General features: G+C 63.1%; 22 protein-coding genes. 8 read left to right on the forward strand and 14 right to left on the reverse strand.

The window, feature by feature from the left end:
• Nucleotides 1–21: 21 nt before the first annotated feature.
• Nucleotides 22–1,098, reverse strand: coding sequence for an ABC transporter substrate-binding protein (locus ACQY4S_RS17365; RefSeq protein WP_428486491.1), 1,077 nt, complete (start codon nt 1,096–1,098; stop codon nt 22–24).
• 235 nt (nt 1,099–1,333) lie between these two features.
• Here ACQY4S_RS17365 and ACQY4S_RS17370 point away from each other — a divergent pair, with 235 nt between their 5' ends.
• The 3 genes from ACQY4S_RS17370 to ACQY4S_RS17380 are packed head-to-tail and all read left to right on the forward strand — an operon-like array spanning nt 1,334 to nt 3,642.
• A complete protein-coding gene (locus ACQY4S_RS17370; protein WP_428486492.1) occupies nt 1,334–2,173 on the forward strand; it encodes a transporter substrate-binding domain-containing protein in 840 nt (279 codons plus the stop codon).
• 30 nt (nt 2,174–2,203) lie between these two features.
• Nucleotides 2,204–2,854 (forward strand): amino acid ABC transporter permease, encoded by a 651-nt coding sequence (locus tag ACQY4S_RS17375; RefSeq protein ID WP_428486493.1) that lies wholly within the window; start codon nt 2,204–2,206, stop codon nt 2,852–2,854.
• Nucleotides 2,851–3,642 carry an amino acid ABC transporter ATP-binding protein gene (locus ACQY4S_RS17380; RefSeq protein ID WP_428486494.1) on the forward strand — a complete coding sequence of 264 codons (792 nt, stop codon included), beginning with the start codon at nt 2,851–2,853 and terminating at the stop codon, nt 3,640–3,642. The genes ACQY4S_RS17375 and ACQY4S_RS17380 overlap by 4 nt, the downstream gene beginning before the upstream one ends.
• Here the strand turns inward: ACQY4S_RS17380 and ACQY4S_RS17385 are convergent, their stop codons facing one another.
• Nucleotides 3,643–4,014 (reverse strand): hypothetical protein, encoded by a 372-nt coding sequence (locus tag ACQY4S_RS17385; RefSeq protein ID WP_428486495.1) that lies wholly within the window; start codon nt 4,012–4,014, stop codon nt 3,643–3,645.
• 253 nt (nt 4,015–4,267) lie between these two features.
• Here ACQY4S_RS17385 and ACQY4S_RS17390 point away from each other — a divergent pair, with 253 nt between their 5' ends.
• Complete coding sequence (locus ACQY4S_RS17390) at nt 4,268–5,866, forward strand: ABC transporter substrate-binding protein (RefSeq protein WP_428486496.1); 1,599 nt, start codon at nt 4,268–4,270, stop codon at nt 5,864–5,866.
• A gap of 9 nt (nt 5,867–5,875) precedes the next feature.
• Here the strand turns inward: ACQY4S_RS17390 and ACQY4S_RS17395 are convergent, their stop codons facing one another.
• From ACQY4S_RS17395 to ACQY4S_RS17425, 7 genes are all read right to left on the reverse strand, one after another.
• Entirely contained in the window at nt 5,876–7,327 is a 1,452-nt protein-coding gene (locus tag ACQY4S_RS17395; protein WP_428486497.1) for a 4-hydroxyphenylacetate 3-hydroxylase family protein, read from the reverse strand.
• A gap of 352 nt (nt 7,328–7,679) precedes the next feature.
• Nucleotides 7,680–8,387, reverse strand: a complete 708-nt coding sequence (locus ACQY4S_RS17400) for an ABC transporter ATP-binding protein (RefSeq protein ID WP_428486498.1) — start codon at nt 8,385–8,387, stop codon at nt 7,680–7,682.
• A gap of 2 nt (nt 8,388–8,389) precedes the next feature.
• Complete coding sequence (locus ACQY4S_RS17405; protein ID WP_428486499.1) at nt 8,390–9,238, reverse strand: ABC transporter ATP-binding protein; 849 nt, start codon at nt 9,236–9,238, stop codon at nt 8,390–8,392.
• Complete coding sequence (locus ACQY4S_RS17410; RefSeq protein WP_428486500.1) at nt 9,235–10,914, reverse strand: branched-chain amino acid ABC transporter permease; 1,680 nt, start codon at nt 10,912–10,914, stop codon at nt 9,235–9,237. The genes ACQY4S_RS17405 and ACQY4S_RS17410 overlap by 4 nt, the downstream gene beginning before the upstream one ends.
• Nucleotides 10,911–12,011 carry a branched-chain amino acid ABC transporter permease gene (locus tag ACQY4S_RS17415; protein WP_428486501.1) on the reverse strand — a complete coding sequence of 367 codons (1,101 nt, stop codon included), beginning with the start codon at nt 12,009–12,011 and terminating at the stop codon, nt 10,911–10,913. The genes ACQY4S_RS17410 and ACQY4S_RS17415 overlap by 4 nt, the downstream gene beginning before the upstream one ends.
• Before the next feature lie 53 nt (nt 12,012–12,064).
• A complete protein-coding gene (locus tag ACQY4S_RS17420) occupies nt 12,065–13,321 on the reverse strand; it encodes a branched-chain amino acid ABC transporter substrate-binding protein (protein ID WP_428486502.1) in 1,257 nt (418 codons plus the stop codon).
• Between the two features lie 267 nt (nt 13,322–13,588).
• On the reverse strand, nt 13,589–14,887 hold the full coding sequence (locus tag ACQY4S_RS17425; RefSeq protein WP_428486503.1) for an NtaA/DmoA family FMN-dependent monooxygenase: 1,299 nt from the start codon (nt 14,885–14,887) through the stop codon (nt 13,589–13,591).
• A gap of 484 nt (nt 14,888–15,371) precedes the next feature.
• Here ACQY4S_RS17425 and ACQY4S_RS17430 point away from each other — a divergent pair, with 484 nt between their 5' ends.
• Both ACQY4S_RS17430 and ACQY4S_RS17435 read left to right on the forward strand, forming a co-directional pair.
• On the forward strand, nt 15,372–15,566 hold the full coding sequence (locus ACQY4S_RS17430; protein WP_428486504.1) for a hypothetical protein: 195 nt from the start codon (nt 15,372–15,374) through the stop codon (nt 15,564–15,566).
• On the forward strand, nt 15,567–17,471 hold the full coding sequence (locus ACQY4S_RS17435; protein WP_428488441.1) for a DEAD/DEAH box helicase: 1,905 nt from the start codon (nt 15,567–15,569) through the stop codon (nt 17,469–17,471).
• Between the two features lie 69 nt (nt 17,472–17,540).
• Here the strand turns inward: ACQY4S_RS17435 and ACQY4S_RS17440 are convergent, their stop codons facing one another.
• Together ACQY4S_RS17440 and ACQY4S_RS17445 are read right to left on the reverse strand one after the other, a co-directional pair.
• On the reverse strand, nt 17,541–17,738 hold the full coding sequence (locus ACQY4S_RS17440) for a hypothetical protein (RefSeq protein WP_428486505.1): 198 nt from the start codon (nt 17,736–17,738) through the stop codon (nt 17,541–17,543).
• 331 nt (nt 17,739–18,069) lie between these two features.
• Nucleotides 18,070–19,437, reverse strand: coding sequence for an aminotransferase (locus tag ACQY4S_RS17445; RefSeq protein WP_428486506.1), 1,368 nt, complete (start codon nt 19,435–19,437; stop codon nt 18,070–18,072).
• A gap of 153 nt (nt 19,438–19,590) precedes the next feature.
• On the opposite strand from ACQY4S_RS17445, the gene ACQY4S_RS17450 reads away from it, so the two are divergent.
• Entirely contained in the window at nt 19,591–19,989 is a 399-nt protein-coding gene (locus ACQY4S_RS17450) for a RidA family protein (protein WP_428486507.1), read from the forward strand.
• 13 nt (nt 19,990–20,002) lie between these two features.
• On the opposite strand, the gene asd is transcribed toward ACQY4S_RS17450, so the two are convergent.
• Entirely contained in the window at nt 20,003–20,893 is an 891-nt protein-coding gene (gene asd / locus ACQY4S_RS17455; protein ID WP_428486508.1) for an archaetidylserine decarboxylase, read from the reverse strand.
• 191 nt (nt 20,894–21,084) lie between these two features.
• Between asd and ACQY4S_RS17460 the strand changes: the two genes are divergently transcribed.
• The gene (locus tag ACQY4S_RS17460) at nt 21,085–22,638 is read left to right on the forward strand and encodes an aminotransferase class III-fold pyridoxal phosphate-dependent enzyme (RefSeq protein ID WP_428486509.1); all 1,554 of its coding nucleotides are present in this window, start codon (nt 21,085–21,087) and stop codon (nt 22,636–22,638) included.
• A gap of 99 nt (nt 22,639–22,737) precedes the next feature.
• On the opposite strand, the gene ACQY4S_RS17465 is transcribed toward ACQY4S_RS17460, so the two are convergent.
• Both ACQY4S_RS17465 and ACQY4S_RS17470 read right to left on the reverse strand, forming a co-directional pair.
• Nucleotides 22,738–23,469: a hypothetical protein gene (locus tag ACQY4S_RS17465; protein WP_428486510.1), complete on the reverse strand. Its 732-nt coding sequence runs from the start codon at nt 23,467–23,469 to the stop codon at nt 22,738–22,740.
• A 3-nt stretch (nt 23,470–23,472) separates the two neighbouring features.
• A complete protein-coding gene (locus ACQY4S_RS17470) occupies nt 23,473–24,159 on the reverse strand; it encodes a class I SAM-dependent methyltransferase (protein WP_428486511.1) in 687 nt (228 codons plus the stop codon).
• Nucleotides 24,160–24,444: the final 285 nt, after the last annotated feature.

Here is a 24,444-nt window from a genome sequence, read left to right on the forward strand (position 1 = left end):
CGGATGCATTCGCGGCTGGGTTCAGACGAAGAGATCGCGGTACTCCTTCACGTTTGTCCCGGCCTTTGTCCATTCGTCGGCGCCGAGGGTCACGCCGCCGACGAAGTCGTTGGTGAACAGCGAGGCCGGGTCAGGCGTCTTGTCTCCCGGTGACCCGAGGTAGCGCATCACCAGGTCGGTCATCGCGGCATAGCCGTCCGCTCCGGACCAGCCGACCGCATGCTGCTTCGCCGGGGCGGCGATCTGGGTCATGTTGAAGATGCCGAGGCCAGTGCGGATCTGCTTGGCGCCATTGGCCGCCAGCGCTGCCTCCGGCACCTGTTTCAGGAACAGTCCCACCGCGTCCGCGGGTTGCAGCAGGCAGAAGCGGGTGGCCTTCATGATGCCGACCGCCATCGCCTCGCACAACTTCGGGTCCGCCTTCAGGACCTCCGGCCGGGTCAGCAGGGCATTGTTGTAGAAATCCAGGCCCGCGCTGCTGTACAGCATGAAGCGCCCCGGCATGTTGTTGGCCACCAGCACTGGGGCGATCGAGATGGCAAAGCCGCAGATGGCATCGACCTGGCGTTCCATCAGCACGCGCTGGCGGACGTTGGGATCGACCTGCACCAGCTTCACGCTTGCCAGATCCAGGCCGGAGGCTTTGGCGAACGCCGGCAGGAAGGGGTACTCGCCGGAGTTGACGGTGCCGCCTAGGGATTTGCCGGCGAGGTCGTTCACCGCATGCACCGGAGAGTCGGCCAGCACCGCGACGCACATGGTCGCGTCGTAGCCGCAGCAGGCGATGGAGACCGTCGGCAGCCCCTTGGCGGCCTGCTGGATGCCGGCCGAGGCCGCGGCCAGGCCGAAATCGAACTGCCCGGCGCCGACCGCCTGCGCGGCGGCGACCGAACCGTAGCCGCGGCTGATCCTTACATCCAGTCCGGCGTCCGCCCAGTAGCCGTTCGCCTTGGCGACGAAGGCGACCGCGTTGGAGCCCTCGGCGACCCAGGGCAGGGTCAGGCGCACTGTGCGCGTCGGCGCGGCGCGCAGGCGGCTGGATAGCAGGAACGGCGCGGCCAGGGTCGTGGCGCCAAGGATCGTTCGGCGGGAGGGCATGCCGGAAGCACTTCTCGTATTTGAGTCAGCCCATTTGGGCCAGTGACACGCAGCAAGACGCGTGCCACCAACTCGGGCGTTGATCGGGGTTGCATTGATCGAGATTGCCCATGTTCTGACCATCTGCTTTCCGACAAGGCCAGGGATTCAGCAAGTGCTCGCCCGTTGTGCCGTGATGAGTGGCATGGCTGTTGCTAGACCGCTGGAGCAGAAAAACCAAGCCAGGGGTCGCTTCATGTTCCGTCGATCGCTTCTAACCGCCGCCGGCGCCGTGGGCCTGACCGGTCTGTCCTCGGCGCGCTCCGCCCAGGCCGATACGCTGGACGAGGTGAAGAAGCACGGCACGCTGATGGTCGGCACCGAGGCCGCTTACGTTCCATACGAATTCTTCAAGGACGGCGCGATTGTCGGCTACGACCCCGACATCGCCGACCTGATGGTGCCGAAGATCGGCGTGAAGGCGAAATTCATCGATACGCAATGGAGCGGCATTATCCCCGCGCTGTACGCTGGGAAGTTCGACTGCATCATCTCCGCCATGACCATCACCAAGGAGCGGGCGGAGAAGGTGCTGTTCTCCATGCCGTACGCCGATGCCAGCAACATGATCCTGCTGCGCGCCAACGAAACGAACATCAAGACCGCGGACGATCTGTCGGGCAAGATCGTCGGCGTGCAGCTTGGCAGCGCGGCGGCCGGCATCATCAAGGTGTTCGAGGCGAAACTGAAAGCCGCCGGCAAGCCTGGCTACGCCGACGTGAAGCAATACGAACACTATCCCGAAGCGTATCAGGATCTGCTGAACAAGCGGATCGATGCGGTGGTGAACTCGCGCTCGACCATGCTGGTGGTGATGCGCGATGCGCCGAACAAGTTCAAGATGATCGGCGGTGTCTCCGACATCACCGCCTATTTCGGCATGGCGTTCCGCAAGGAAGACGTGGCACTGCGGGATTTCGTCAATACCCAGCTCGCGGCGATGAAGCAGGACGGCACGCTGGCGAAGCTGCAGGAGAAATGGTTCGGCGCCACGATGGAGACGCCCAATTCGGTGCCCGACGTGCTGCCGTCATAAGGGCGGCTTCGCCTGTGGGTGATTTCGCCAATGGGTGACTTTGATTGGGGCGCCATCTGGTATGCTGTCCCGTACATGCTGAAGGGGACGCTTGTCACCCTGGAGATTTCCATCTGCGCCATGATCCTGGCGTCGCTGGTCGGGCTGGTGATGGGGCTGATCAGCGCTTCCAACCTGCGCGTACTGCGCGTGTTCATCCGCGCCTATGTCTACTTCGTTCGCGGCACGCCGGCGCTGGTGCAGATCTTCCTGGTGTATTTCGCCCTGCCCCGCATCGGCTTCGAGTTCTCCGCGTTCTGGAGCGGCGTGGTGGCGCTGGCGTTCAATTCGGCCGGTTTCATCGCGGAAATCGTGCGCGGCAGCCTGCAGTCGATCGATGCGGGCCAGTCCGAGGCGGCATTGTCGATCGGCATGACCGACCGGCAGTCGATCCAGTTCATCCTGCTGCCGCAGTCGCTGCGCCGCATGACGCCGCCGCTGACCAATGAGGTGATAACATTGGTCAAGAGTTCGTCGCTGCTGTCGGTGATTTCCATTACTGAACTGACACGGTCGGCGCAGTTGATCATCGCCGAACGCTTCGTGCCGTTCGAGCTGTACGCCGCGCTCGCGGTCTATTACCTGATAATTATCTCGATTCTGTCGTGGTTTTCCGAAGCCGTGGAAAAGCGCCTGGCATGAACGCGCCCCCGCTGCTCGGCATTCGCGCGCTGTCGAAGATCTTCGGCGATATTCCAGTGGTGGACAGGGTCGATCTGACGGTGACGCAAGGCGAGATCGTCATGGTGGTGGGGCCGAGCGGCGCGGGAAAGTCGACGCTGCTGCGGTGTGTGAACCGAATCGAGGTGCCGTCGGAGGGCGATATCCTGCTCGATGGGATCAACATGGCGGGGGAGACGCGCAACGGGCGGTTCGTGCCCGATGCGCCCGCGATCACCGCGGGCAAGCGGCGACGCATCGGCATGGTGTTCCAGCGGTTCAACCTGTTCGCCCACCTGACGGCGCTGGACAACGTGGCGATCGGACCGCGCCGGGTGCTGGGGATGAGAGCGGTGGAGGCGCGTGCCCTGGCGGCGGAACAGCTTGGCCGGGTGCGGCTGTCCGATCACATGATGAAGCGCCCGGCGCAGTTGTCAGGCGGCCAGCAACAACGGGTCGCCATCGCGCGGGCCATGGCGATGCGACCCATCCTGATCCTGTTCGACGAGCCGACCTCGGCGCTGGACCCGGAACTGGTGGGCGAGGTGCTGGAGGTCATCCGGGTGCTGGCCGAGGACGGCATGACGATGCTGGTGGTGACGCACGAAATGCAGTTCGCGCGCGAGGTCGGCACGCGGGTGCTGTTCATGGACAGCGGGCGGGTGCTGGAGGACGCGCCGCCGAAGCGGTTCTTCAGCGATCCCCAGCACACGCGGGCCAAGGCGTTTCTCCGGCGGATCAGTGTCATGCCAGCGGGCCGGTCCGGCTGATCAGGCGCCGCTTCCTTCTATGAAGCAAATGATGGCGTTGCCGGACCAGCATGCGATGCCCTCCCCGGTCGGGTTGTCGTGGTGGTACAGCACACTTGTCTCCGGCACATCGACCCAGGCGTAGGGCGGGTTTTGCCAGCGGGCGAACTCGCCGCCGATGAACGCCTGGAAATGACCGTTGGCGACGCGGTATTGCACCCGGCGGCAATCCGCCAGATCGCAGCAGGACAGGCCTGACTTCGGCTGGCGAAGGTTCCTGAACCACGGCGCGAGTTCCGGATCGGCGTTCGGCGGCGGTGCGGCCTGGAGCGGCGCCTGGAAGCAAAGCATCAGACCTACCGCGCCGATGGCTCGTATCGCCTGTCGCAGCATGTGGTTCAAGCCTCCTTGCTGTCCGATATGCCAGAACATATCGGACCTCGGTTGCGTGTCATGCAAGTGTACACGGTTTCAGATTAGACCACCGCCTGACGAACGGCTCCCTCACGAACTTGAAGTCGATGGACCTGGCCGACGAACAGCGTGGTTGCGCCTCGTCTTTTCAATTCGGTGGCACGTGCATTGCTTTCTTCCAAGACGATGCCCGTGGCGTCAGGGCGTGGGGTTGACCATCAGGAGCAACAAAATGCTGGACCGCCGCAGCTTTCTCGCCGCCTCCGCCGCAGCGACAGTCGGCGCACGTGACGCTGCCGCGGCGCCGGCCCAGGTGCTACGGATCGCGATGACCGCATCCGATCTGCCAACCGTCACCGGTATACCGAACAACGGCGGCGAAGGATTTCGCTTCCTCGGCTATCCGGTCTACGACGGCGTGGTAAACTGGGACTACAGCCATCCTGACAAGACGGCCGACGCCATCCCGGGGCTGTTCGAGTCCTGGACGATAGACCCTGGCAACCCGAACCGCTGGATCTTCACGCTGCGGCAGGGCGTTACATTCCACGACGGCTCGCCGTTGACGATGGATGATATCGTCTGGAACCTGCGGCGCGTCTGGGATGACAAGTCGCCGCAATACGATGCGCCGGCGGCACCGATCGTGCGGGCGACCGTCACGGTGCTGGATCGGTGGGAGAAGATCGACGACAGCAAGATCGCCATCTACACAGCCGTGCCGTTCAGCTTTTTCCATTACCTGCTCACGGTCTTCCTGATCGCCAGCCCGCGGCAGTGGGAGAAGATGGGACGCAGTTGGACCGGCTTCGCGAAGCAGCCTTCAGGAACAGGTCCATTCCGGATCACGCGGGTGGTGCTCGGACAATACGCCGAAATGACTCGCAATGAAACTTACTGGAACAAGTCACGCATCCCCAAGCTTGAGCGCATGATCGTTTATCCGATGCCGGAGCCGACAACCCGCCTTGCGGCCCTGCGGTCAGGGCAGGTGGACTGGATCGAGGTTCCGCCGCCTGACGCAATTCCGTCGCTGCGCGATGCTGGCTTCCAGATCAGCCTGTGGCCGTATCCACATACGTATCCCTACGTGCTCAATTGCGCCTCCGGGCTGGTGTTCAGCGATGTCCGGGTTCGCCAGGCGATCAACTTCGCGATCGACCGGGACGGCCTGTGCTCCATGCTGAACGGCACAGCCAGGCCGGCTTATGGCTTCTATCCGCCTGACAATCCGCTGTTCGGCCAGCCGAAGCTTCGCTATGGCTATGATCCTGACCGTGCAAGGGACTTGCTGAAGCAGGCGGGCTATGGGCCGAACAAGCACGCCCACGCCAAGATCATGATCTCGACTTCGGGATCAGGACAGATGGTGCCAATCCCGATCAACGAATTCCTGCAGCAGAACTTCGCCGCGGTGGGGCTCGACGTTGATTTTGACGTTGTCGAGTGGGGCACGATGCTTATTGCGCGACGCAGTTCGCCCAGCCCGGCGACATCCCATGGCGACGATGGGATCAACAACAGCCTGGGTTACACCGATCCCTCGACGATGTACCGCCTGTTCGCCACCGCCAGCTTCCCGCCGGCAGGCACCAACTGGGGGCACTTCAGCAGCGCGCGATTCGATGATCTGGCGACGCGCGCGCAGAACAGCTTTGATCGCGCCGAGCAAACGAAACTATTGGCGGAGGCGCATGCCATTCTCGTCGACGATGCGGCGTGGCTATACATCTGTCATGACCTCAATCCGCGGGCAATGAGCAAGCGGGTGCGGGATTTCCGCCCGGCGCAAAGCTGGTCGCAGGACTTCACCCAGATCACGATGGCCTGACAGTTCCGCTTAGGGCCGTTCGCCGATCTTGTCCGACAGCGATGCCGCCTTGCGTACGAACTCCAGCGGTCCGGCGAAATCGAACGCGTTGTAGACCGCGGCCAGATGGTTGAAGTGCGGCGCCTGCGCGAACTGCACGAAGGTGAGGCGGTGCCCGGCGTAGTCGGAGTTCAGCAGATCGCGCGCGAACGCCAGCAGCTTGCGGCGGTCTTCCGCCTCCCACTGTTCGTTGAGCGTATAGAACTTCTCCAGCCATCCCTTGGTGCCCTCGGTCTGGAACGCCGCGGCGTTTGGGGTCACGCAGATCTGGCCGCCGCATAGTTCGCGGGCGATGTGCATCATCCGCGGCAGGTTGGAACAGGCGAAGACGCGCCCGGCGTACAGCATCGACTGGTGCGGCATCAGCAATCCGGCCGGACTACGTCGGGCCAGGGCGATCGCGCTGGTCAGATGCGCGTTGATGCCCTCTCGGTAGCAGACCAGGTCAGCCATCTTCTCCCGCACCGCCTGCAGCTTGTCCAGGCCGGTCTGCTTCGCGTTCCACATCGCCGCGCCGATCATCATGTCGGCGACGTATTGCAGGCGCAGCACGTAGGGGAACGCCGAGTAGCGGTGCAACGTCGCCCGGACGTGCTGAGCGGCGCGGGTATGGCGATAGAAGAAAACGTCCTCCCACGGGATCAGCACATCATCCAGCACCATCAGCACGTCAACCTCATCGAAACGATTTGCCAGCGGGTAGTCCGCCATGCTGCCTCGTCCCGCGAACCCGGCTCGGCAAATGTGCTTCACCCCCGGCGCGCCCATCTTGACGATGCAGCCCACCGCGTAGTCGGACAGCTTGTCATTGGTCCATGCGCCAATGGTGGGTTTCAGGAAAGCCTGGTCGGCGTAGGCGGCGGCGGTTTCGTACTTGGCGCCGCGAATGACGATGCCGGCGTCGGTTTCGCGGACGACGTGAACCATCATGTCCGGATCCTGATCCTGCGGCGGCCGGGAACGGTCGCCCTTCGGATCCGTGTTGGCGGAGACGTGGAACACATCGCGTTCCACCACCGCACGAATGTGGCGATCGATGTTGTCGGCGAAGCGCGGGTCGATCTCCGCCAGCACATCGCGGCCGTCCAGCAGCGACCACATTTCGCCCACGGTCTCGTCGCCGACGCGGGTGACGACGCCGCAGATGTCGTTGAATACCTGATCTAACGCGGTCGTCTTGTCGGTCCAGTCGCCGGCCTGCCGCGGCGGACGGTTGAAGGTCGAGTGGCGCTGGCCGTTTTCAACATAGCTCAGCGAGTTTCGATACGCCGCCTCATGCGCCATGTCATACATCCGCGCCCTGACATCGATGATCGGCCTGAAGGCGGGATGCGTGGTCACGTCGCGGACGCGTTCGTTGTCGATCCAGACCTCGCGGCCATCACGCAACCCGTCTCGATAGGCTTCGGCGGTCCGTATCATCGGTTTCTCCTGGCGTGGCGTGCTGATCTTGCCGCAGGTCGCGTTGATCGGACAAACCAAAGTTTCGGCCTACGGCTCCGGTGGGGCGCAGGGGCAGCCGTTTTAAAGCCGAAGGGCTTGTCCATTGGTAAGTGTGTCGTTCAAAGCAGCGGGTTGCACTGTCGCCGTAACATCAGGTGCAAGCCTGTCATCCACGTCTTTATCAGACCGGCACCGCAAGGCGTGGATGGCGGGCCTGCGCCCGCCATGACGCAATCTAGCGATCATGCCCGATCCCCGGACGTTGTCCGCCATGACGCTATCAAGCGATCTGGCCTGATCCGCGGCAGTCACTTGTCCATACATCAGAACATCATCCGAGATATGCGCGTCTGACCCGGTCGTCGTCGATCAGGTCCGCAGCCGGTCCATTAAGAACGATCCGACCGCTTTCCAGCACATAGCCATAATCCGAGATCATCAGCGCCATCAGTGCATTCTGTTCGACGAGCAGGATCGTTACACCCTGCTGGTTGATTGTCCGGATCGTCTCGAACACCTGCTCGACCACCATTGGCGCCAGACCCATGCTTGGCTCGTCCATCAGCAGAAGCCGCGGACGCGCCATTAACGCACGGGCCGTGGCGACCATCTGCTGCTCGCCGCCCGACAATGTGCCAGCCACCTGGCGCAGCCGGTCGCGCAGGCGCGGAAACAAGGTCAGCATCCGCTCCCGATCCTCTGCGACGGCGCGGCGGTCGCGGCGGGTGAAGGCGCCCATGCCGAGGTTCTCGTCGACCGTCAGGCGGCCAAAGATGCGGCGCCCCTCGGGGATGTGGACCAGCCGCATCGCGGCGATGTCGTGCGCGCCGATACCGGCCAGGGTCCGGCCGTCGTAGCGGATCTCGCCCTGCCGCGGGTGCAGCAGACCGCTGATCGCCCGCAACGTGGTGGATTTGCCCGCGCCGTTGCCACCCACCAGGGTCACGATGCGGTTCGTCTCGACCGTGAGCGAGATCCCCTTCAGGCCCTGGATGTTGTCGTAGAAGACATGGATATCATCGACTTCCAGCAGGGCCATCTTCAGGATCCATGGCCCGCGTCCGGAACCACATGAGACATCTCCCGCACCGCCCGGTCCCGTTCCGCCGGCCGCAGCGTGGACTTCACGCCGAGATAAGCCTCGATCACCGCCTGGTCCTGTTGCACTTCGGACGGAGGTCCTTCCGCGATCTTTACCCCATGATCAAGCACGGTCACCCGGTCGGACATTGCCATCACGACGCGCATCTGATGCTCGATCAGCAGGATGGTAATACCAAAACGAGTTCGAACCGATTGGATGAACGCCATCATGTCGGTCGTTTCATGCGGGTTCATGCCGGCGGTCGGTTCATCCAGCAGCAGCAGCCGCGGCTTGGTGGCCAAGGCACGGCCGATTTCCAGCCGGCGCTGCTCGCCATAGGCGAGGTTGCGCGCCAGCATGTCGCCGCGGCCGCGCAATCCGACGAATTGCAGCAGGCGAAGCGCTTCGTCATGCGCGGACTGCTCGTCCGTACGCGTGGCGGACGTGTTGAAGATCGCACCCCACCAGGTGGAATTCAGATGCAGGTGCATGCCGACCAGCAGATTCTCGATGGCGGTGATGTTCCGGAACAGCCGGATGTTCTGGTAGGTGCGGCTGATGCCCGCCGCCGCGACCCGATCGGGCTTCAGGCCGTCGACACGCTGGTTCCTGAACCAGACCTGGCCGGAGGTGGGGCGCAGGTTCTGCGTGATGCAGTTGAACACGGTGGTCTTGCCGGCGCCATTCGGGCCGATGATGCTATGGATGCTTCCGGGTGAAACCACCAGATCAAGGTCGGCCACGGCGGCCAATCCCCCGAACCGCATCCCCAGACGTTCACAGGCCAGGATCGGCTCGCCTGTCATGATCGTTGCGCCGGAAGCAGATCGGCGCCGGCATCAACCGCCAACACGTCGTTGGTGGCGGACAGCTCTCGCCGGCGAGTTTCGGAGGGCCAGAGTCCCGCCGGCCGCAGGCGCATCATGACGATCAGCACCGCGCCATAAAAAAGGTAGCGGTACTCACCGAATTCGCGCAGCAGTTCTGGCAGGCCGATAAGCGCGACCGATCCCAACGCGACGCCCGGCAGGCTGCCCATCCCGCCAACGATGATCAGGGCCAGGACGTTGACCGAGATCAGCAACTGAAAGCTTGAAGGATAAACCGAACTCAGCATCACGGCGAAGATCGAGCCCGCCAGTCCGGCGAACGCGGCACCCAAACCATAGGCCAGCAGCTTGGAGCGGATCAGGTTTATCCCCAGCGCCTGGGCCACATCCTCATCATCCCGCAACGCCATCCAGGCTCGGCCGAGCCTGGAGTTTTCCAGGCGCCAGGCGATGAAGGCGGCGATGGCGGAGGCAACCAACGTCAGGTAGAACAGCGCGACGGGGCCGCCCAGGACGAAGCCGCCAATGCTCGGCTTTGGAATTTGCAGGATGCCCTGGGCACCGCCCAGCAGCGGGGACGCGAAGTCCGACATCACGATGACCCGGACGATCTCGCCAAGACCCAAGGTGGCGACGGCAAGGTAGTCACCGCGCACGCCAAGCACCGGAATGCCGAAGATCACGCCCATCATGACCGACAGCACCACGGCGACCGGCATGGCCGCCCAGAACGAGATGTGCATCAGCGCGTGCGGGCTGTCCGCGGTGAGCAACGCGGTGGTATAGGCGCCAACCGCGAAGAAGGCGACAAAGCCCAGATCAAGCAGTCCGGCCAAGCCGACTTCCAGGTTCAGGCCCATGCCCATCAGGATGTAAAGCCCGACCATCATCAGGACCTGGCCGATATACGATCCAGCCAGGGCCGGCAGTATGGCGAGCACCAGCAGGATGCCGGCTGCCCAGGTCAAGCTTTGCCGGCGCCGCTGCTGCTCGGTCAGCACCGCCGGGCGGCGGCCGCGCGCCACGCTCCAGGCGGTGCTTGCGACCAAGGCCGCAATGAAGATCACCACCGCGCCTTGCTGGCTCAGTCCTTCCCAGGTGTAGAAGAAGTCGCGGATGTCACCGACGGTCCCCTCGTATTGCAGCATGAGCTGGATCAGTTCCTGGAAGACGCCGGCGAAGATGACGGCGGATGCGCCGGCGATCACGGCGCGGCGCGGCATGGCCGGGCACAGGCGCAGTGCCGATCCGGCCAGACCGCCCAGCGCGCCCGCACCGACCAGCGCGCAGACGCCCGGGCCGACGCCGAGACCGAGGGTCAGCATTACCAGCAGATCGTGCGACAGCGCGATGAAGATCGGCTGCAGCCGGACGAGGTCCATGGCAAGCACCAACGCCGCGAGAGGCAGCGCCGCCGCCGCGCCCGCGGCCATGCCCAGAAGCAGACGTTGCGGCGCGTCAGCATGTCTGCCAGCGGGCACGGCCATGGCACCAGCGCCGACCGTCAGCACGATTAGCACGGCCTGCCCAAGGCTGATCGTGTCGACCACGATCGCGCGCTGATGCAGCATCAGCAGGACGCCGACAACCGCCAGATGCACGCCGCCGGCACCGAACAGCAGCCCGCGCTGGATGGCAATGCGCAGCATCATGCGCGGGTCCGCGCCAGGCGTTCGCCAAGCAAGCCCTGCGGCCGAAAGATCAGGACCATGATCAGCAGGGTGAACGCGATCAGGTCGCGCAACTGGTACGGCGCGGGAATGCCAAGTCCTTCCAGGAACAGGGATGGCCCGACGGATTCCACCATGCCGAGGAAGAAGCCGCCCAGCATGGCGCCCGGGATGCTGCCGATGCCGCCCAGCACCGCGGCGCCGAACGCCTTGATGCCCGGCGTGAAGCCCATGTAGAAATAAACCTGCTTGTACAGGAACGCGTAGAACACGCCGGCGATTCCGGCCATCGCGCCGCCCAGGATGAAGGTGAAGACGATCACCTTGTTGACGTCGATGCCCATCAGCGCGGCCGCCTCCGCGTCCTCCGATACCGCGCGCATGGCGGTGCCCATGCGGGTGCGGTGAACGATCAGGTACAATGCCAGCATGAACAGCAGGGCCAGCACGATCAGGATGGCGTCGATGCGCGGCACGTTGAAGCCGAACAGGTGGAACGCCGCGCGCTGCCAACGCGGCTCCGGATACGACTTCACGGCTGAACCGAACATGCCGCGGAAGGTCTGCTGCAGGAAGAACGAGACGCCGAAGGCGCAGATTAACGGCGCGAGGCCGGATACGCGGCGGAACGGCCGGTAGGCGATGCGCTCGGTCAGCAAGGCGATCGCGACGGAGGTCGCGATCCCGACGGCGAGGATCGCGGCCATGCCGAGTACGGGCTGGTTTTCGAGAAAGCCTGACTGCTCCAGCGGGGCGGCGACGAAATAGCCGGCGAAGGCGCCCGCCATGACGAAGTCGCCGTGCGCGAAGTTGATCAACCGAAGCACGCCGTAGACCATGGTGTAGCCAAGCGCGATCTGTGCATAGATGCTGCCGATGGTCAGGCCGAACATCACGAAGTCGAACCACTGGGCCGCGGTGTAGCGGTTCTGGATCAAGGAGCCGATGGTGCCGGCGACAACCACGCCCAGCACGAGTAGGCGCAATATCCATAGCACGATGTCGACGGCATTCAGTCGCCTCAAGGTCTGGAGCCACGACATCGCAGCCGGCGAAACAGCGCCGGCACTCGTGCTCATGCGGTCATGACAATGGCAGCGGCGTGCGGAGCAGCCAGATGATCATACCTCATCTATGGCCAGATCTTCTTCGGGTTGGTGCCGATCTTGAAGGTCTTCGGATCGGCTGAGGTGAATTCCATCACGGCGGGCTTGAAGGACGCGCACTGGCCGTAGGCGTCACAGTTGATCGGCCCGCTGAGACCATCGAACTTGCTGGCGAAGACGGCGTCGCGCAGAGCCTTCTTGCCAATGAACAGGTTTCCCGCGCTGTCGGTCTTGGCGACGGCGGTGATCGCCTTCAACGCCATCATCGCCGCGTCGTAGGAGTTCGCGTTATAGCCGGAAATCGGTGCTTCGCCGAACATCGTCTTGTACTTTTCGAGGAAGTCGGGATAGCCCTTTCCCATGCTGTCCGCCGACACATCGGGATAGCCGATGCGGAATCCCACGACCGCCGGACCGGCTGCCTCGATAAAATCCGGTGCCGCCAGGGAACCGCCGCCGATCAAGGTGGTATGGTCAAGGCCAGGCGTGTCCTTTGACTGACGCAGGATCTGCGCGGCGGCGGCGACGAAGATCGGCATATACAGGACGTCTGGCTTCGCGGCGGCAATGTCCGACAGCAGCGGATGCATATCGACATCGGTGGGCGCGATCGCCTCCTGCGCGACCACCTTGCCGCCTAGTTTGGTAAAATTCGCCGCCATCACCGCCGCGAGCTGCTGCGCGTATGGGCTGCCGTCATGCACCGTGGCGAGCTTGGTGGCCTTCATCACCTCGAAAACGTATTTCGCATCGGACGCACCCTGATCCTTGTCGCTGGCGATGGTGCGGGCGAAGCCGTCGTAGCCGGGCTTGCGGTTGGCATCGGTCAATGCGGGCGCGGAACAGGCGTTGCAGACGTTGGTAATGCCCGATTGCCACAGGATGGGCGCTGCCGGCGTCGTGGCACTGGAGCATGCGCCGCCGAGAACGATCACCGTTTGCGGGTTGGCGGCGAGCTTGGTGGCCGCCGTCTGGCCGCCCTCGGCGCTGCACTGGTCATCCTCGACATTGAACTTGATGGGATGACCGAGGATCTTGCCGCCGAAATCCTTGATCGCGATCTCCGCGCCACGGCGGCCGTCAATCCCGAGCGCGGTGTCGGGGCCTGACAAGACCCAGTAGGCGCCGATTTGAACCGGTGCGCCCTTCGGGATGCGGATGACGCCGAGATCGTCGGTCACCGGCCCGACCGTCTGCGCCGCCGGAACCGGCGTGACGCAAAGCAACTGCAAGACGGCGGCAAGAACAGGCAATAGTATTGGCGACTTCACGCGGAGCATCATCGTCGGGGTTCCTTTCCCGATGGCACATGGGCCAAGCCGACGCTCCCTCGTGTGCCACGTAGGTTCGCGGCATCATCCATATGTTTGACTAGCATGGCTACCATGCGTCAGCCCGATGACAGCGTCAATACGCGTTCTGCGTGTGGCAGACGGGTGCCGATACAAGCCGGCCGCTGGCTTCAAAAATGCTGATGTCGTCGGTTCAATGTTCGCAATGTTGCCTAGATAGAGGCGCGTTGCGGAAACCATGAGCGCGGACGGCGCGGTCTAGAACTCACGCAGCGTGTCGCGCAGCAGCGTCCGTGTATAGGTCTTCCGCGCCAGGCCGCGCCGTTGCAGGGCCGGCACGAGGCCCTCGCAAACCTCGGTGATGTAACGCCGGCTGATCCGCTGGAAGGGTGTGCTGATCAGGAAGCCATCGCCGCCGATCGCTTCCATCGCCTCGCCCATCCGCTCCGCCACCGTATCGGGCGAACCGACCAATTGAATACCGGCATCGAAACGCTCCTGCGCAAGTTGGCGAAGTGTCTTGCCTGATCCCCATTGCGCGAACTTGTCGAGCGAGCCTTGTTCGCCGTTCGTGGTCAGATGCGGCAGCGGTGCGTCAAGGTCGAAGCCGGAGAAGTCGATGTCAGTCACGGTGCCGACGGCGGCCAACGCGGCTTCGACGAAGCCGGGGGCGTTGACCATGCGATGCTGGCGGGCTTGCGCCTCGTCATCGGTCTCGCCCAGGATCGGGTAAACCAGGAACAGCACCTTCACGTCGTCCGGGTTGCGGCCGGCGGCGACCGCGTGCCGGCGGACGTCGTCGCGGTAGGCCTTCATGCCTTCCACGCCGTTGCCCACGGCGATGATCGAGTCCGCATGGCGCGCGGCGAAGGCGCGTCCGCGCGGGGAACCGCCGGCCTGCACGAAGACCGGCTGGCCCTGCGGCGAGCGCACCGTGTTCAGCGGCCCGCGGCACTTGAAGAACTGGCCCTCGAAGTTGATCGGATGGACCTTGGTGTGATCCGCGTAGGTGCCGGTCTCGTCGTCCTTCACCACCGCGTCCGGCTCCCAGGAGTCAAACAACTTGCAGACCAGATCGACGTATTCGTCCGCCATGGCGTAGCGGGTCTCGCGCGGCGGCAGCTTGTCATGGCCAAAGTTCTGCGCCGCGGTATCCTCGCCACTGGTAACGATGTTCCAGCCGAAGCGGCCACCGGATATATGATCGAGCGTGACGGACAGGCGAGCGAGCATGAACGGCGGATAGGCGAGGGTGGACATGGTGGCGACGACGCCAAGTTTCGATGTGGCGGCGCCGATCATGGCGGCGAGCGGCATCGGGTCGTGCTTTGGGACTTGCAGGGCGTACTTCAGCGTTGCCGCCGAAGTGCCGCCATAGGCTTCGGAGACCATCAAGGTGTCTTCCAGCATGATGTAGTCGAAACACGCCCGTTCCATCGCCTGCGCCATCTCGACGAAGAACTTGCCGTCCCAGTTGCCGGTGCCCTGCGATACCGGGTTGGTCCAGTCACCCTGGGTGAAATTGGTGAACCAGCCCAGGTGAAACGGCTTCGGCATCGTTGTTCTCCTTGTGCATGGATCATTGAAACGATGCCGTATAGCCGCTGTTGCCGCAAGGCGTGGCGAACAAGATGGATCGCAAGACAACGCGCCCTGTTTCCATGACCCGTGGCCATTCTGAAATGTCTCGGCCGGACGGAGCGGATTACAACAGACGTGGCGATTGTGCGGCTGTTCGTAGTGGCGATCCGCTTGGCACGCATCATGACATCGTGCCGCGGCCAGCCGCCGAACCGCTCGGCTATGCGTTCGGGGCTGTCCAACTCCAGGATCTGATGCCCTGTCAGGTCGTGCTGCCCGTGCACAACGTATCGGTTAGACCGCAGGCTGGGACTGCGCTTGACGTTGCCGCGTCAGACAGGTTTTTGCACCGGCCGGCACAGCGTAACGGCCACCGATGTCCGCGGCGCCGGCTGGGTGAAGCACGCCGAATCCGATAGTGCCGGCAGCCGATCTACGACCCGCGCGGATGCAACTTATCGTGAACATTCAGGCGGAACGAGCATCGGCAGGCCGGCATATCCGCCAACAGGGAGAGAGACGCGTCAATAACGCCAATTTTGTCATGATTTGGAAATGCATCAAAACGAACGCGACGACCATTGAATTTGCAGAATTTCACGCTCAACGGCAGAGCGTTAAATCCATCTCCGTTCTGCAACCTGGAGCTGTCTGACTGTCATTCCCGCCGCGTTCCCTTCGACCCCATCAGGCGCGTGTCGACGCTATCGTGCGTGCGCTGGCTGCCGGTGAAGCTGATGACGTCAGCGATATCCTCGCGGCGGTGACACCCGGTGGCGGCAAGTCCCTGCTGCCGGTGATCGCGGCGGCGCGCCTGATCAGCGCGAATGTCGTTGATCGGGTCTGCTGGGTGGTGCCGCGCGACAGCCTGCGCCTGCAAGCCGAGGAGGCCTTCGCCGACGGAACGTGGCGGGCCAGCCTCGGCCATGCCCTGTCGGTCCGGGCCGCCGAGAATGCCAACGATCTGTGCCGTGGCCTGGCGGGCTATGTTACCACCTACCAGGGCATTGCCGCGGCACCGGGTCTGCACCTTAACGAGTTTCGCCGCCACCGATACCTGCTGGTGGTCGATGAGGTGCACCACCTGCCGGCGCTGCCTGAGCTGACTGCCGATCCTGTCGTCGCGCCGCGCGATGATGAGGCTTCCGGCTGGAGCCGCGCCATCGTCCCGCTGCTGGAAACCGCTCGCCTGCGGCTGCTGCTGTCCGGCACGCTGGAACGCGCGGATGGCCGCGGCATCCTCTGGCTGCCTTATCGCAAAGGCCCGCGCGCAAGCACCCGGGAGGTGGACCTCGCGGCGCCGGGCTGGGCGGTGGTGGGCTACAGCCGGGCGCAGGCGCTGGCCGACCGCGCGGTTCTGCCGGTGATGTTCGGCGCCCTGGACGGGGACGCCACCTGGCTGGATGAGGATGGGTTGTCCTGCGGTCCGCACCGGCTGTTCAACCACTGGCCGACCGAGACGACGCGGCCGGCGTTGTTTACCGCATTGCGCACCGGATTTGCCGATACGTTGCTGCGCGAAGCCTTCCGCTCCACCCGCGATCTTCGGGCCAGGCGCCGTGTTCAGCGCGGCCTGCCGCCGGGGGCGGTTGCACGCGGCCTGGGCAAGCTGCTGGTGGTGGCGCCGGATCAAGCGGTGGCGCGGCGTTATCAGGACCTGATCCGTGGCTGGGTGCCGCCATCGCAGGCGGATGCGGTTCGGCTGGCGACCTCGGGCGAGACGGATGCACACGAAATTCTGGCCGGGTTTCGCCTGAATGCCGAACCGAGCGTGCTGGTCACCGTCGCGATGGCCTATGAAGGACTGGATGCCCCTGAAGTGGCCGTGGTCGCGGCGCTGACGCACATCCGCAGCCGCCCTTGGCTGGAACAGATGGTGGCCCGCGCGACCCGGATCGATCCGCAGGCCGGCGATTACGACGCACAGCGCGCGCTGGTCTATCACCCGGACGACCCGCTGTTCGCGCGGTTCCGCCTGCGTCTGGAGACCGAGCAGGGCACCCTGGCGAAGCGGCCGGCGCCAAGGCGCCAGCAGACGCTGCCGCTGTGGCTGCAAGAGCAACTCGCGGAACAGGAGGACAAGGTGCAAGGCATCGTGCCGCTGGAGAGCAACGCCCTGGCGATGCGCTTTGCCTTGCTCAAGCCAGGTCCCGACCTCGCGATGCGGCGTCCGGAACATGAGGCGGCGCAGGCTGAGCTGCTGGATCCGCCCTCGGTCATCGAGCGCCGGCTGCGGGCGCGGGTCGGCGAGATGGTTGCCACCCAGGCGGTGGAGGATGAGGTGGCGTTGCAGGCGCCGCGTGGCCACGGGCTTTATCATCGCTACAACGCGGTGCTGAAGCGAATGATGGGCAATCGCAGCAGAGCCGAGATGAGCCTGGAGGATCTGGAAGCCTCGATTGGATGGTTGGAGCGCCACCGGCTGGGCGACCATGTCAATGTGCTTGAGGGTGATCCGAAATACGCATGGACGGAGCGGCAGCGCAGGGAATGGAAGCCGCCTGTAGGCCGAGCGGATGGCAGGCCACGCAGGTCGTCGAGTGGCCGGCACGATCATTAGGCCTGAGACGGCAGGTTGGCGCGTCCTGGAACGTCAGAAATGGCATCGGCGCCAGAGACGGAAGCCGTGTCAGGAGACGGACACCAGCCGCCAGGGCCTTTGGAACCATCCGAGCGTGCGATTGATGGCCCCGATCACCTGGGTCTTGCCTTCAAGATTGTTGACCGAATCCAACGTGATGATGATCGCGGCGGCTATGGCTACGGTGAATGCCTCGCTGGGATTGTCGCTGTAGGTGGCTGTCAGGTCCTTGTCGAGGCTGCGCATATGTCTTTCCGTTGTCATCAAGATGTCTTCAAATTCGTCATCGGTTAGTCTAAGCTGAGTCATCAGAGTGTTTCCTCCGTTACAGTTTCGCTTGCGCTTTGCCGCGTGAAGCCACGCCGTATGCGAGTGCTGGCGATACGGCTACAATCAGCCTTTGGATCAGCGATTCGTGTGGATCTTACCGCCTGTGACGGCAACGGCTGCTTGAGTCGCCCATGTCGTGGGTTTGCACGGCGGCTCGCTTGACATGCATCAAGCTCCCGGGCCATCCGTGGGCATATCGGTCGTCGCCGACGGCGATGCCGCCGGTAGTGGACGATCTACAGTATTCTCAGCGGACGTCCGCGTAGGCTTCGTCGAGGCTGCGGCGCAGCCGCGCCACCATGTCGTCCACCTCCGGCTGCGTGATGATCAGCGGTGGGGAGAAGGCGATCCGGTCGCCGATGAAGCGGGCGATCAGGCCGTGCTTGCGCGCCAGTTGATCGACCCAGGAACCCAGCTTCAGGCTGGGATCGAACGGCGCTCCGGTCGCCTTGTCCCGCACCATCTCCAGGCCGACGATCATGCCGACACCGCGGACATCGCCGATCAGCGGATGGTCCAGCAGGCCGGCCACGACTTTCTGCATATAGGGGCCGACGGAGCGGACATGGCCGAGCATGTCGATTTCCTGGTAGATTTTCAGGGTTTCGAGGGCGACGGCGGAGGTAACCGGGTGCCCGGCATAGGTGAAGCCGTGGGCGAAGCCGCCCAGCTTGCGGCTTTCGTCGAGCATCGCCTGATAGATGCGCTCGTTCACCAGCAGCGCGGAGATCGGCTGCATGCCGGCGGACAACGCCTTGGCGCAGGAGATCATGTCGGGCTTCAGGTCATAGGTCTCGCTGCCCCACATGTTGCCGGTGCGCCCGAAGCCGCAGATCACCTCATCGGCGATGAACAGCATGTCGTATTTGCGCACCACCGCCTGCATCTTCTCCCAATAGGTGCGCGGCGGCACGATGCCGCCGCCGGCCCCCATCACCGGTTCGGCGATGAAGGCGGCGCAGGTGTCAGGCCCTTCCGTCAGGATCAGGTCCTCCAGCGCGTCCGCCATGCGGGAGGCGAATTGTTCCTCGGACTCGTTGTCCCGGCGCTGGCGATACCAGTGCGGGAACTCGGTGTGGCGGAAGTCGGGAAACGGCAGGCCGAAATCGGCGTGCATGTCGGGCTTGCCGGAGGCGCTGATCGAGGCGGATGTGCTGCCGTGATAGCCCATTCGCCGGCCGATGATCTTGCGCTTGGCGGGCTTGCCGATCGCGGCATGGTAGTACCAGACCAGCTTGATCGCGGTGTCGTTGGCTTCCGAGCCGGAGCATTGGAACAGCACCTTGCTCATTGGCACCGGTGCCAGTTGCAGCAGCCGTTCCGCCAGTTCCACACCGATGGCGTGCGAGGTGTGCCGATACATGTGGTAGTAGCCCATGCGGCGCATTTGCTCATACGCGACCTTGGCCAGGCGTTCGCTGGCGTAACCGAGGGAGGCGCACCAGAGGCCGGCGGCCGCGTCCAGGAAGCGCTTGCCGGAGTCGTCGTAGATGTAAATGCCTTCGCCGCGCTCCATCACCACCGGACCCTGCGTCTCGTGCAAGGCGAGGTTGGTCTGCGGATGGATGATCGAGGCGATGTCACGTGCCTGGATCGAGTTGGGGATATGGTTCATCGGCTTGTCCTCCAGCCTGGTCGCAGCGGAGCTTGCAGCAGGACAGCCCGATCAGGAAGCGGCAGAATGATTGACGCTGATGGGTTGATGCGCGGCCCGTGCAAGCACAGTCTGCGTCGCAGGTCCTTGTCCGCGATTTGGGGGTGGATGCGCATGAGCGACGAACCAGGGTTCTTGATGATGCCGGGCGCGCCAACGCCGGTGGCACCTTTCAGCCACGCGGTGCGCGTCGGTCCGTGGCTGTTCGTCACCGGCCAGATGCCGACCGACCCGCATGACGACGCCGCGCCGCTGCCGGACGGGATCGAAGCGCAGACCAGACGGGTTGTCGAGAACCTGAAGCTGGTGTTGGCCGGCGCGGGCTACGAACTTCGCCACGCCGTGCAGGCGCGGGTCTATCTGGTGGAATTCAAGCGCGACTATGCGGCGATGAACGCAACCTACCAGTCGTTCTTTCCCGCCGATCGCCGCCCGGCGCGTACCTGCGTCGGTGTTACCGGCCTTGCCCGAGCTGCGTTGGTCGAGATCGACCTGATCGCCTATCAGGATTAGCGGCTGGTCAGGATTAGCGGCTGGCGGCCGTTGCCGCTTCGGGCAAGCGCATGAGTGGTTGCCCAACGCGGATCATGGCGCCAGGCCGGACCGTCTCACACAACCTGAATCCTTTCGGCGCGAAGACAATGATGGTCGATCCGTGCTGGAACCATCCCATCGCCTCGCCCTTCTGAACAGCCGCATCGCAGCGGATGGTCCGTGGACCTGCCCGGCGAAGATCAAGCGAAGGGTCGAGAAAGCTGAGACGGAGGCTGGCCACCAGGATGGCCGCGACCGGCACCAAGGTAACGGAGTGGCCGGAGGCGGACAGTCTGGTCCGGATCACGGCACGCTCGTTCTTGCAGAACAGGCGTTCGACGCGCTTCAGCGCGATTGGATTGACGTTCCAGGTATCGCCGGAGACATAGGTCGTGGACTGGATCAGGCAGTCATGCGGCGCATGGAAGTGGTGATACATGGTCGCGGTCAGACGCAGCGTCACGTAGCAGCCGTTGCTGAAGATCGCGGCATGGTTCTCGTCGCCGAACAGATCGCGCACCCGATAGGGAAACCCCTTGATCTGCAAAACTTGGCCGTCCTCGACCAGCCCGGCGGCTCCGACGATCGCGTCGCACGGACTGACAAGCAGATTTGGATCGGCATCGACCGGGCGCGCGCCATCCCGCAGTTGGCGGATGAAGCAATCATGCAGGCTGCGAAAGCGCTGCTGCCGCGCATCACTCAAGTCGAGGTCGGAACAAAGCCGCCAGAGACCGATCGACAGGTCACGCACGAAAGGCTGCTCGATCTGACTGAACCAACCAAAGAATTGCGTGGCAAGCCGCCGCGGGATGCGATTAGTCAAAAGGAAGTTGATGTCTTCCTGCTGGACGATACTTGCGATCACCGATCGAAACGTCATGGTGATGTCATCCCGAAAGCATAAAAGGTCGGTAAGGCGGCGACATGGAATTATGCAGCCTTGTCATGTATGGAACCGGTGCGGGCGTGGTGACGGCCTTGCTCATGAAGGCCAGACCACGGCTTGCATTATCGAAGGCAAAGCACCGTTCGCTGACGGGCCATGCCCGAATGGCCCGCCGGATCGCATCGTTGATTCCCTTCTATGAATATGATGAAGAGCGGTTCTTCCGGTCGGATGATGCGCCAGAAACGGTCGCGATCCGCCGCCGGATTGGGTTTTTGCGCCTGTCGCATCTCTACCAGGAGAAATTCGCGAAAACCAGCGCGCGGACGGCCGAGATCAAGGATGGCCTGTCCGATCTGCAGTTCATCGACACCTACCGGGTTCCGTTCCAGTACAGCCGCGTCGTCCGTCAGCACCTTCGTGCCGGCGCGTTCCTGAAGTCGTCTTGCGGCGTGACCTTCACTGATCTTGACGGCAATGTCCTGTACGACCTTGCCGGCTCCTACGGCGTCAATCTCTTCGGATACGACTTCTACAAGGCGTGCATCGCGAGCGGCACGCGGCAGGTCGGCAACCTCGGGCCGGTGCTGGGCGCGTACCATCCCGTCGTGGCCTACAACGTCGAGCGGCTTCGCGCGATTTCCGGTCTCGACGAGGTATCCTTCCACATGTCCGGCACCGAGGCCGTGATGCAGGCCGTGCGGCTGGCGCGCTACCATACGGGACGCTCGCATCTTGTGCGCTTCTGTGGCGCCTATCACGGCTGGTGGGGCGATGTGCAGCCCGGCATCGGCAATCCGATGACAGCCCGCGATACATATACGCTCGCGGACATGTCGGAGCAATCGCTGCGCGTGCTGCGCGGACGGCGCGACATTGCCTGTGTTCTGGTCAACCCGCTTCAGGCGTTGCATCCGAATGCGGCGGCCCCAGCGGATTCGGCGCTGGTCGACAGTGGCAGGAACGCACGCTTCGACCGCCCGGCCTATACCGCATGGCTGAAGCAACTGCGCGCGGTCTGCAGCGACCGCGACATTCCGTTGATCTTCGATGAGGTGTTTGTCGGTTTCAGGCTCGCACCGGGCGGTGCACGGGAATATTTCGATGTCCAGCCCGATCTGATTACCTATGGCAAGACACTCGGCGGTGGGTTGCCGGTTGGCGTGCTGTGTGGCCGGCACGCGCTGATGAAACGCTATCGGGACGACCGGCCCGTCGATGTCTGCTTCGCGCGGGGCACCTTCAACGCGCATCCTTACGTCATGGGCTCGATGCATGAGTTTCTTCGTCGCCTGGCGAGTCCGGAGATCATGCAGCTTTATCAAGGTCTGGACGCGCTTTGGAATGAACGAGCCGAACAGCTTAACCGCCGGTTGAGCCAGAATGATCTTCCGGTCAGGGTGGCCAATCTGTCTTCCATCTGGACAGTCTGCTACACTAAGCCGAGCCGCTACAACTGGATGTTGCAGTATTACTTGAGAGCCAAAGGACTTGCACTGAGTTGGGTGGGCACCGGTCGTATGATCTTCAGCCTGAATTACAGTGAGGCGGATTTCACCGAGGTCATGGAACGGTTTGTGGCGGCGGCCAAGGCGATGGAAGCGGATGGCTGGTGGTGGAGCAGCGCGACCCTGACGAACAAGTCGATCAGGCGGCAGATCCTGCGTGAGATACTTGGCGGTGTCGTTGGCAGGTCAGATAGACAAGTGAGGCTCCGAGCAAGTTCCCGAAGTTGCTAGATCCCAAAAGGAAGCAATGGCCGCGCGCTCGGCTTGGTCGCTCAATCGCTTCATAGCGAGCATCGGGTCATCGGGGGAGACCGGACGGTGGCTAGAGTGTCACAGTTCGACTTCTTGCGGATGGTCCTGTGCGATCGAGGTATCAAATAGCTGACCATGCAACAGGTAGGTCGGTGCTCGATAGTAAAGCCTGATATCGTGGAAGGGGTCGGTGATGATTTTGGTGGCCCAGGCCAGGCCGGTCTGCAAATCCTTGATGAAAAACAGGTGCAATGTCCGAAACAGCAGGCCGCTGACGCCAATGAGCAGCCAGAAGTTTCCCAGATGGTAGATGAAATCGCTCGGCTTGACGGGTGGCTGACAGCTACCCAGCAAGGTTGGATCGGCAAGAAGCAGGAAAGGCGACAATGCCCAGATCGTCATCAGCACGATCTTGCGGTGAATATTGTAGCCGACCTTGATTTCTTCCTTATATTCGTTCGTGGCCTGATTGACTTCGTCATAGCCTTTCGGCTCGAAGAAGAAGTGCCCGAGCTGCCGGGTTGTCATTGCCACCAGCCATCCGATCAGGGCGGCCTTGGCGGGATCCCTGAACACCATGATATAAGCGCATAAGAAGCTGATCGCGCTGATCAGATGCAGCGTCTGATTGATGCGACTGTGATGATAATAGCGATGATCATCCCAACGCTGTACTTTCAGAAGGTCAAGAAAGCTCCTCATGGATATTCCTTTTCGGTCATCGAGATACACCTGAGCATGAACGTTAGCGAAAAAACGAGATGATCCGTGACCGCCGGTGTGCTCGATCGTGCGGCTGTCGGGCGCCATTCATTAATGAATTGCCTCGGCCGCGGCTGCCTTATTGGGCCCGGAGCCGGTCGGACGCTTGGTGAATCGGATTAGCGAGAAGTGGCCGAACGGTGGAATTGGACGACGCTCCAACAGGCGCACCGACGGCAACTCGGCGGCCCACCGCTCATAGCGCCCCCAGGGAAACTCCGTGCGCCAGCCAAGTCGGCTGGTCATCGGCATCAACCATTTCTCCAGCGTGCGCCGCATGCCTGCTTCCGCGCCGATGCGGCTGGTGATGACGATCTCGCCGTCTGGTTTCAGCACGCGAAGAAACTCGTCCAGGGCTTTCTCCGGATGCGGGACGGCGGTCACCACATATTGAGCTACAACGACATTGAAGGAGTTATCTGGAAACGTCAGCCGCTCGGCGTCCATGATGGCGAGACCCTCGACGTGATCAAGCCGTAGTCGTGCCACGCGTTGACGGGCTTTGCTCAGCATCGGTCCGGAGATATCGACGCCGAACAAGGTGTTGCTTCTGGCGTAGCCTTCGAGCGAAAGGCCGGTGCCGACACCGACTTCCAGGATGCGGCCGCCGACGCGGTCGGCGGCGTCGATGGCGGCACTTCGCCCGCGCCTGAACACCGGACCAAAGACGAGGTCATAGATCGGCGCCCAGCGGCCATACGCCTCCGCCACCATCGCTGTTTCCAAAGCTCTTGTCATGGCCTTACTCCTTGTCCCTTCGGGGGACCATGTCCAACAGCAGCCGGTGGAGCCTGTTCGAGCAAACCTGGAACGGAGACTGACCTGGAAGCGACATCAAGTCGTCTTAATACGGTGACTGTTCAAGATGAGCATTCGTTCGCAGTTACCGTAACGTCTATCTGTCCATCAAGACCTCCGGCGAATCGGACTTCCGCCAAACCTCGTGCCGTCTAGCCGATGTTATGTGCCGCGCCAAACCCCAACCATCCTACGAAAGTAACATTCTTCAGATTGTCACATTTT

Origin of the sequence: Rhodopila sp. (genome assembly GCF_965276935.1) — a bacterium.
Lineage (GTDB): Bacteria > Pseudomonadota > Alphaproteobacteria > Acetobacterales > Acetobacteraceae > Rhodopila.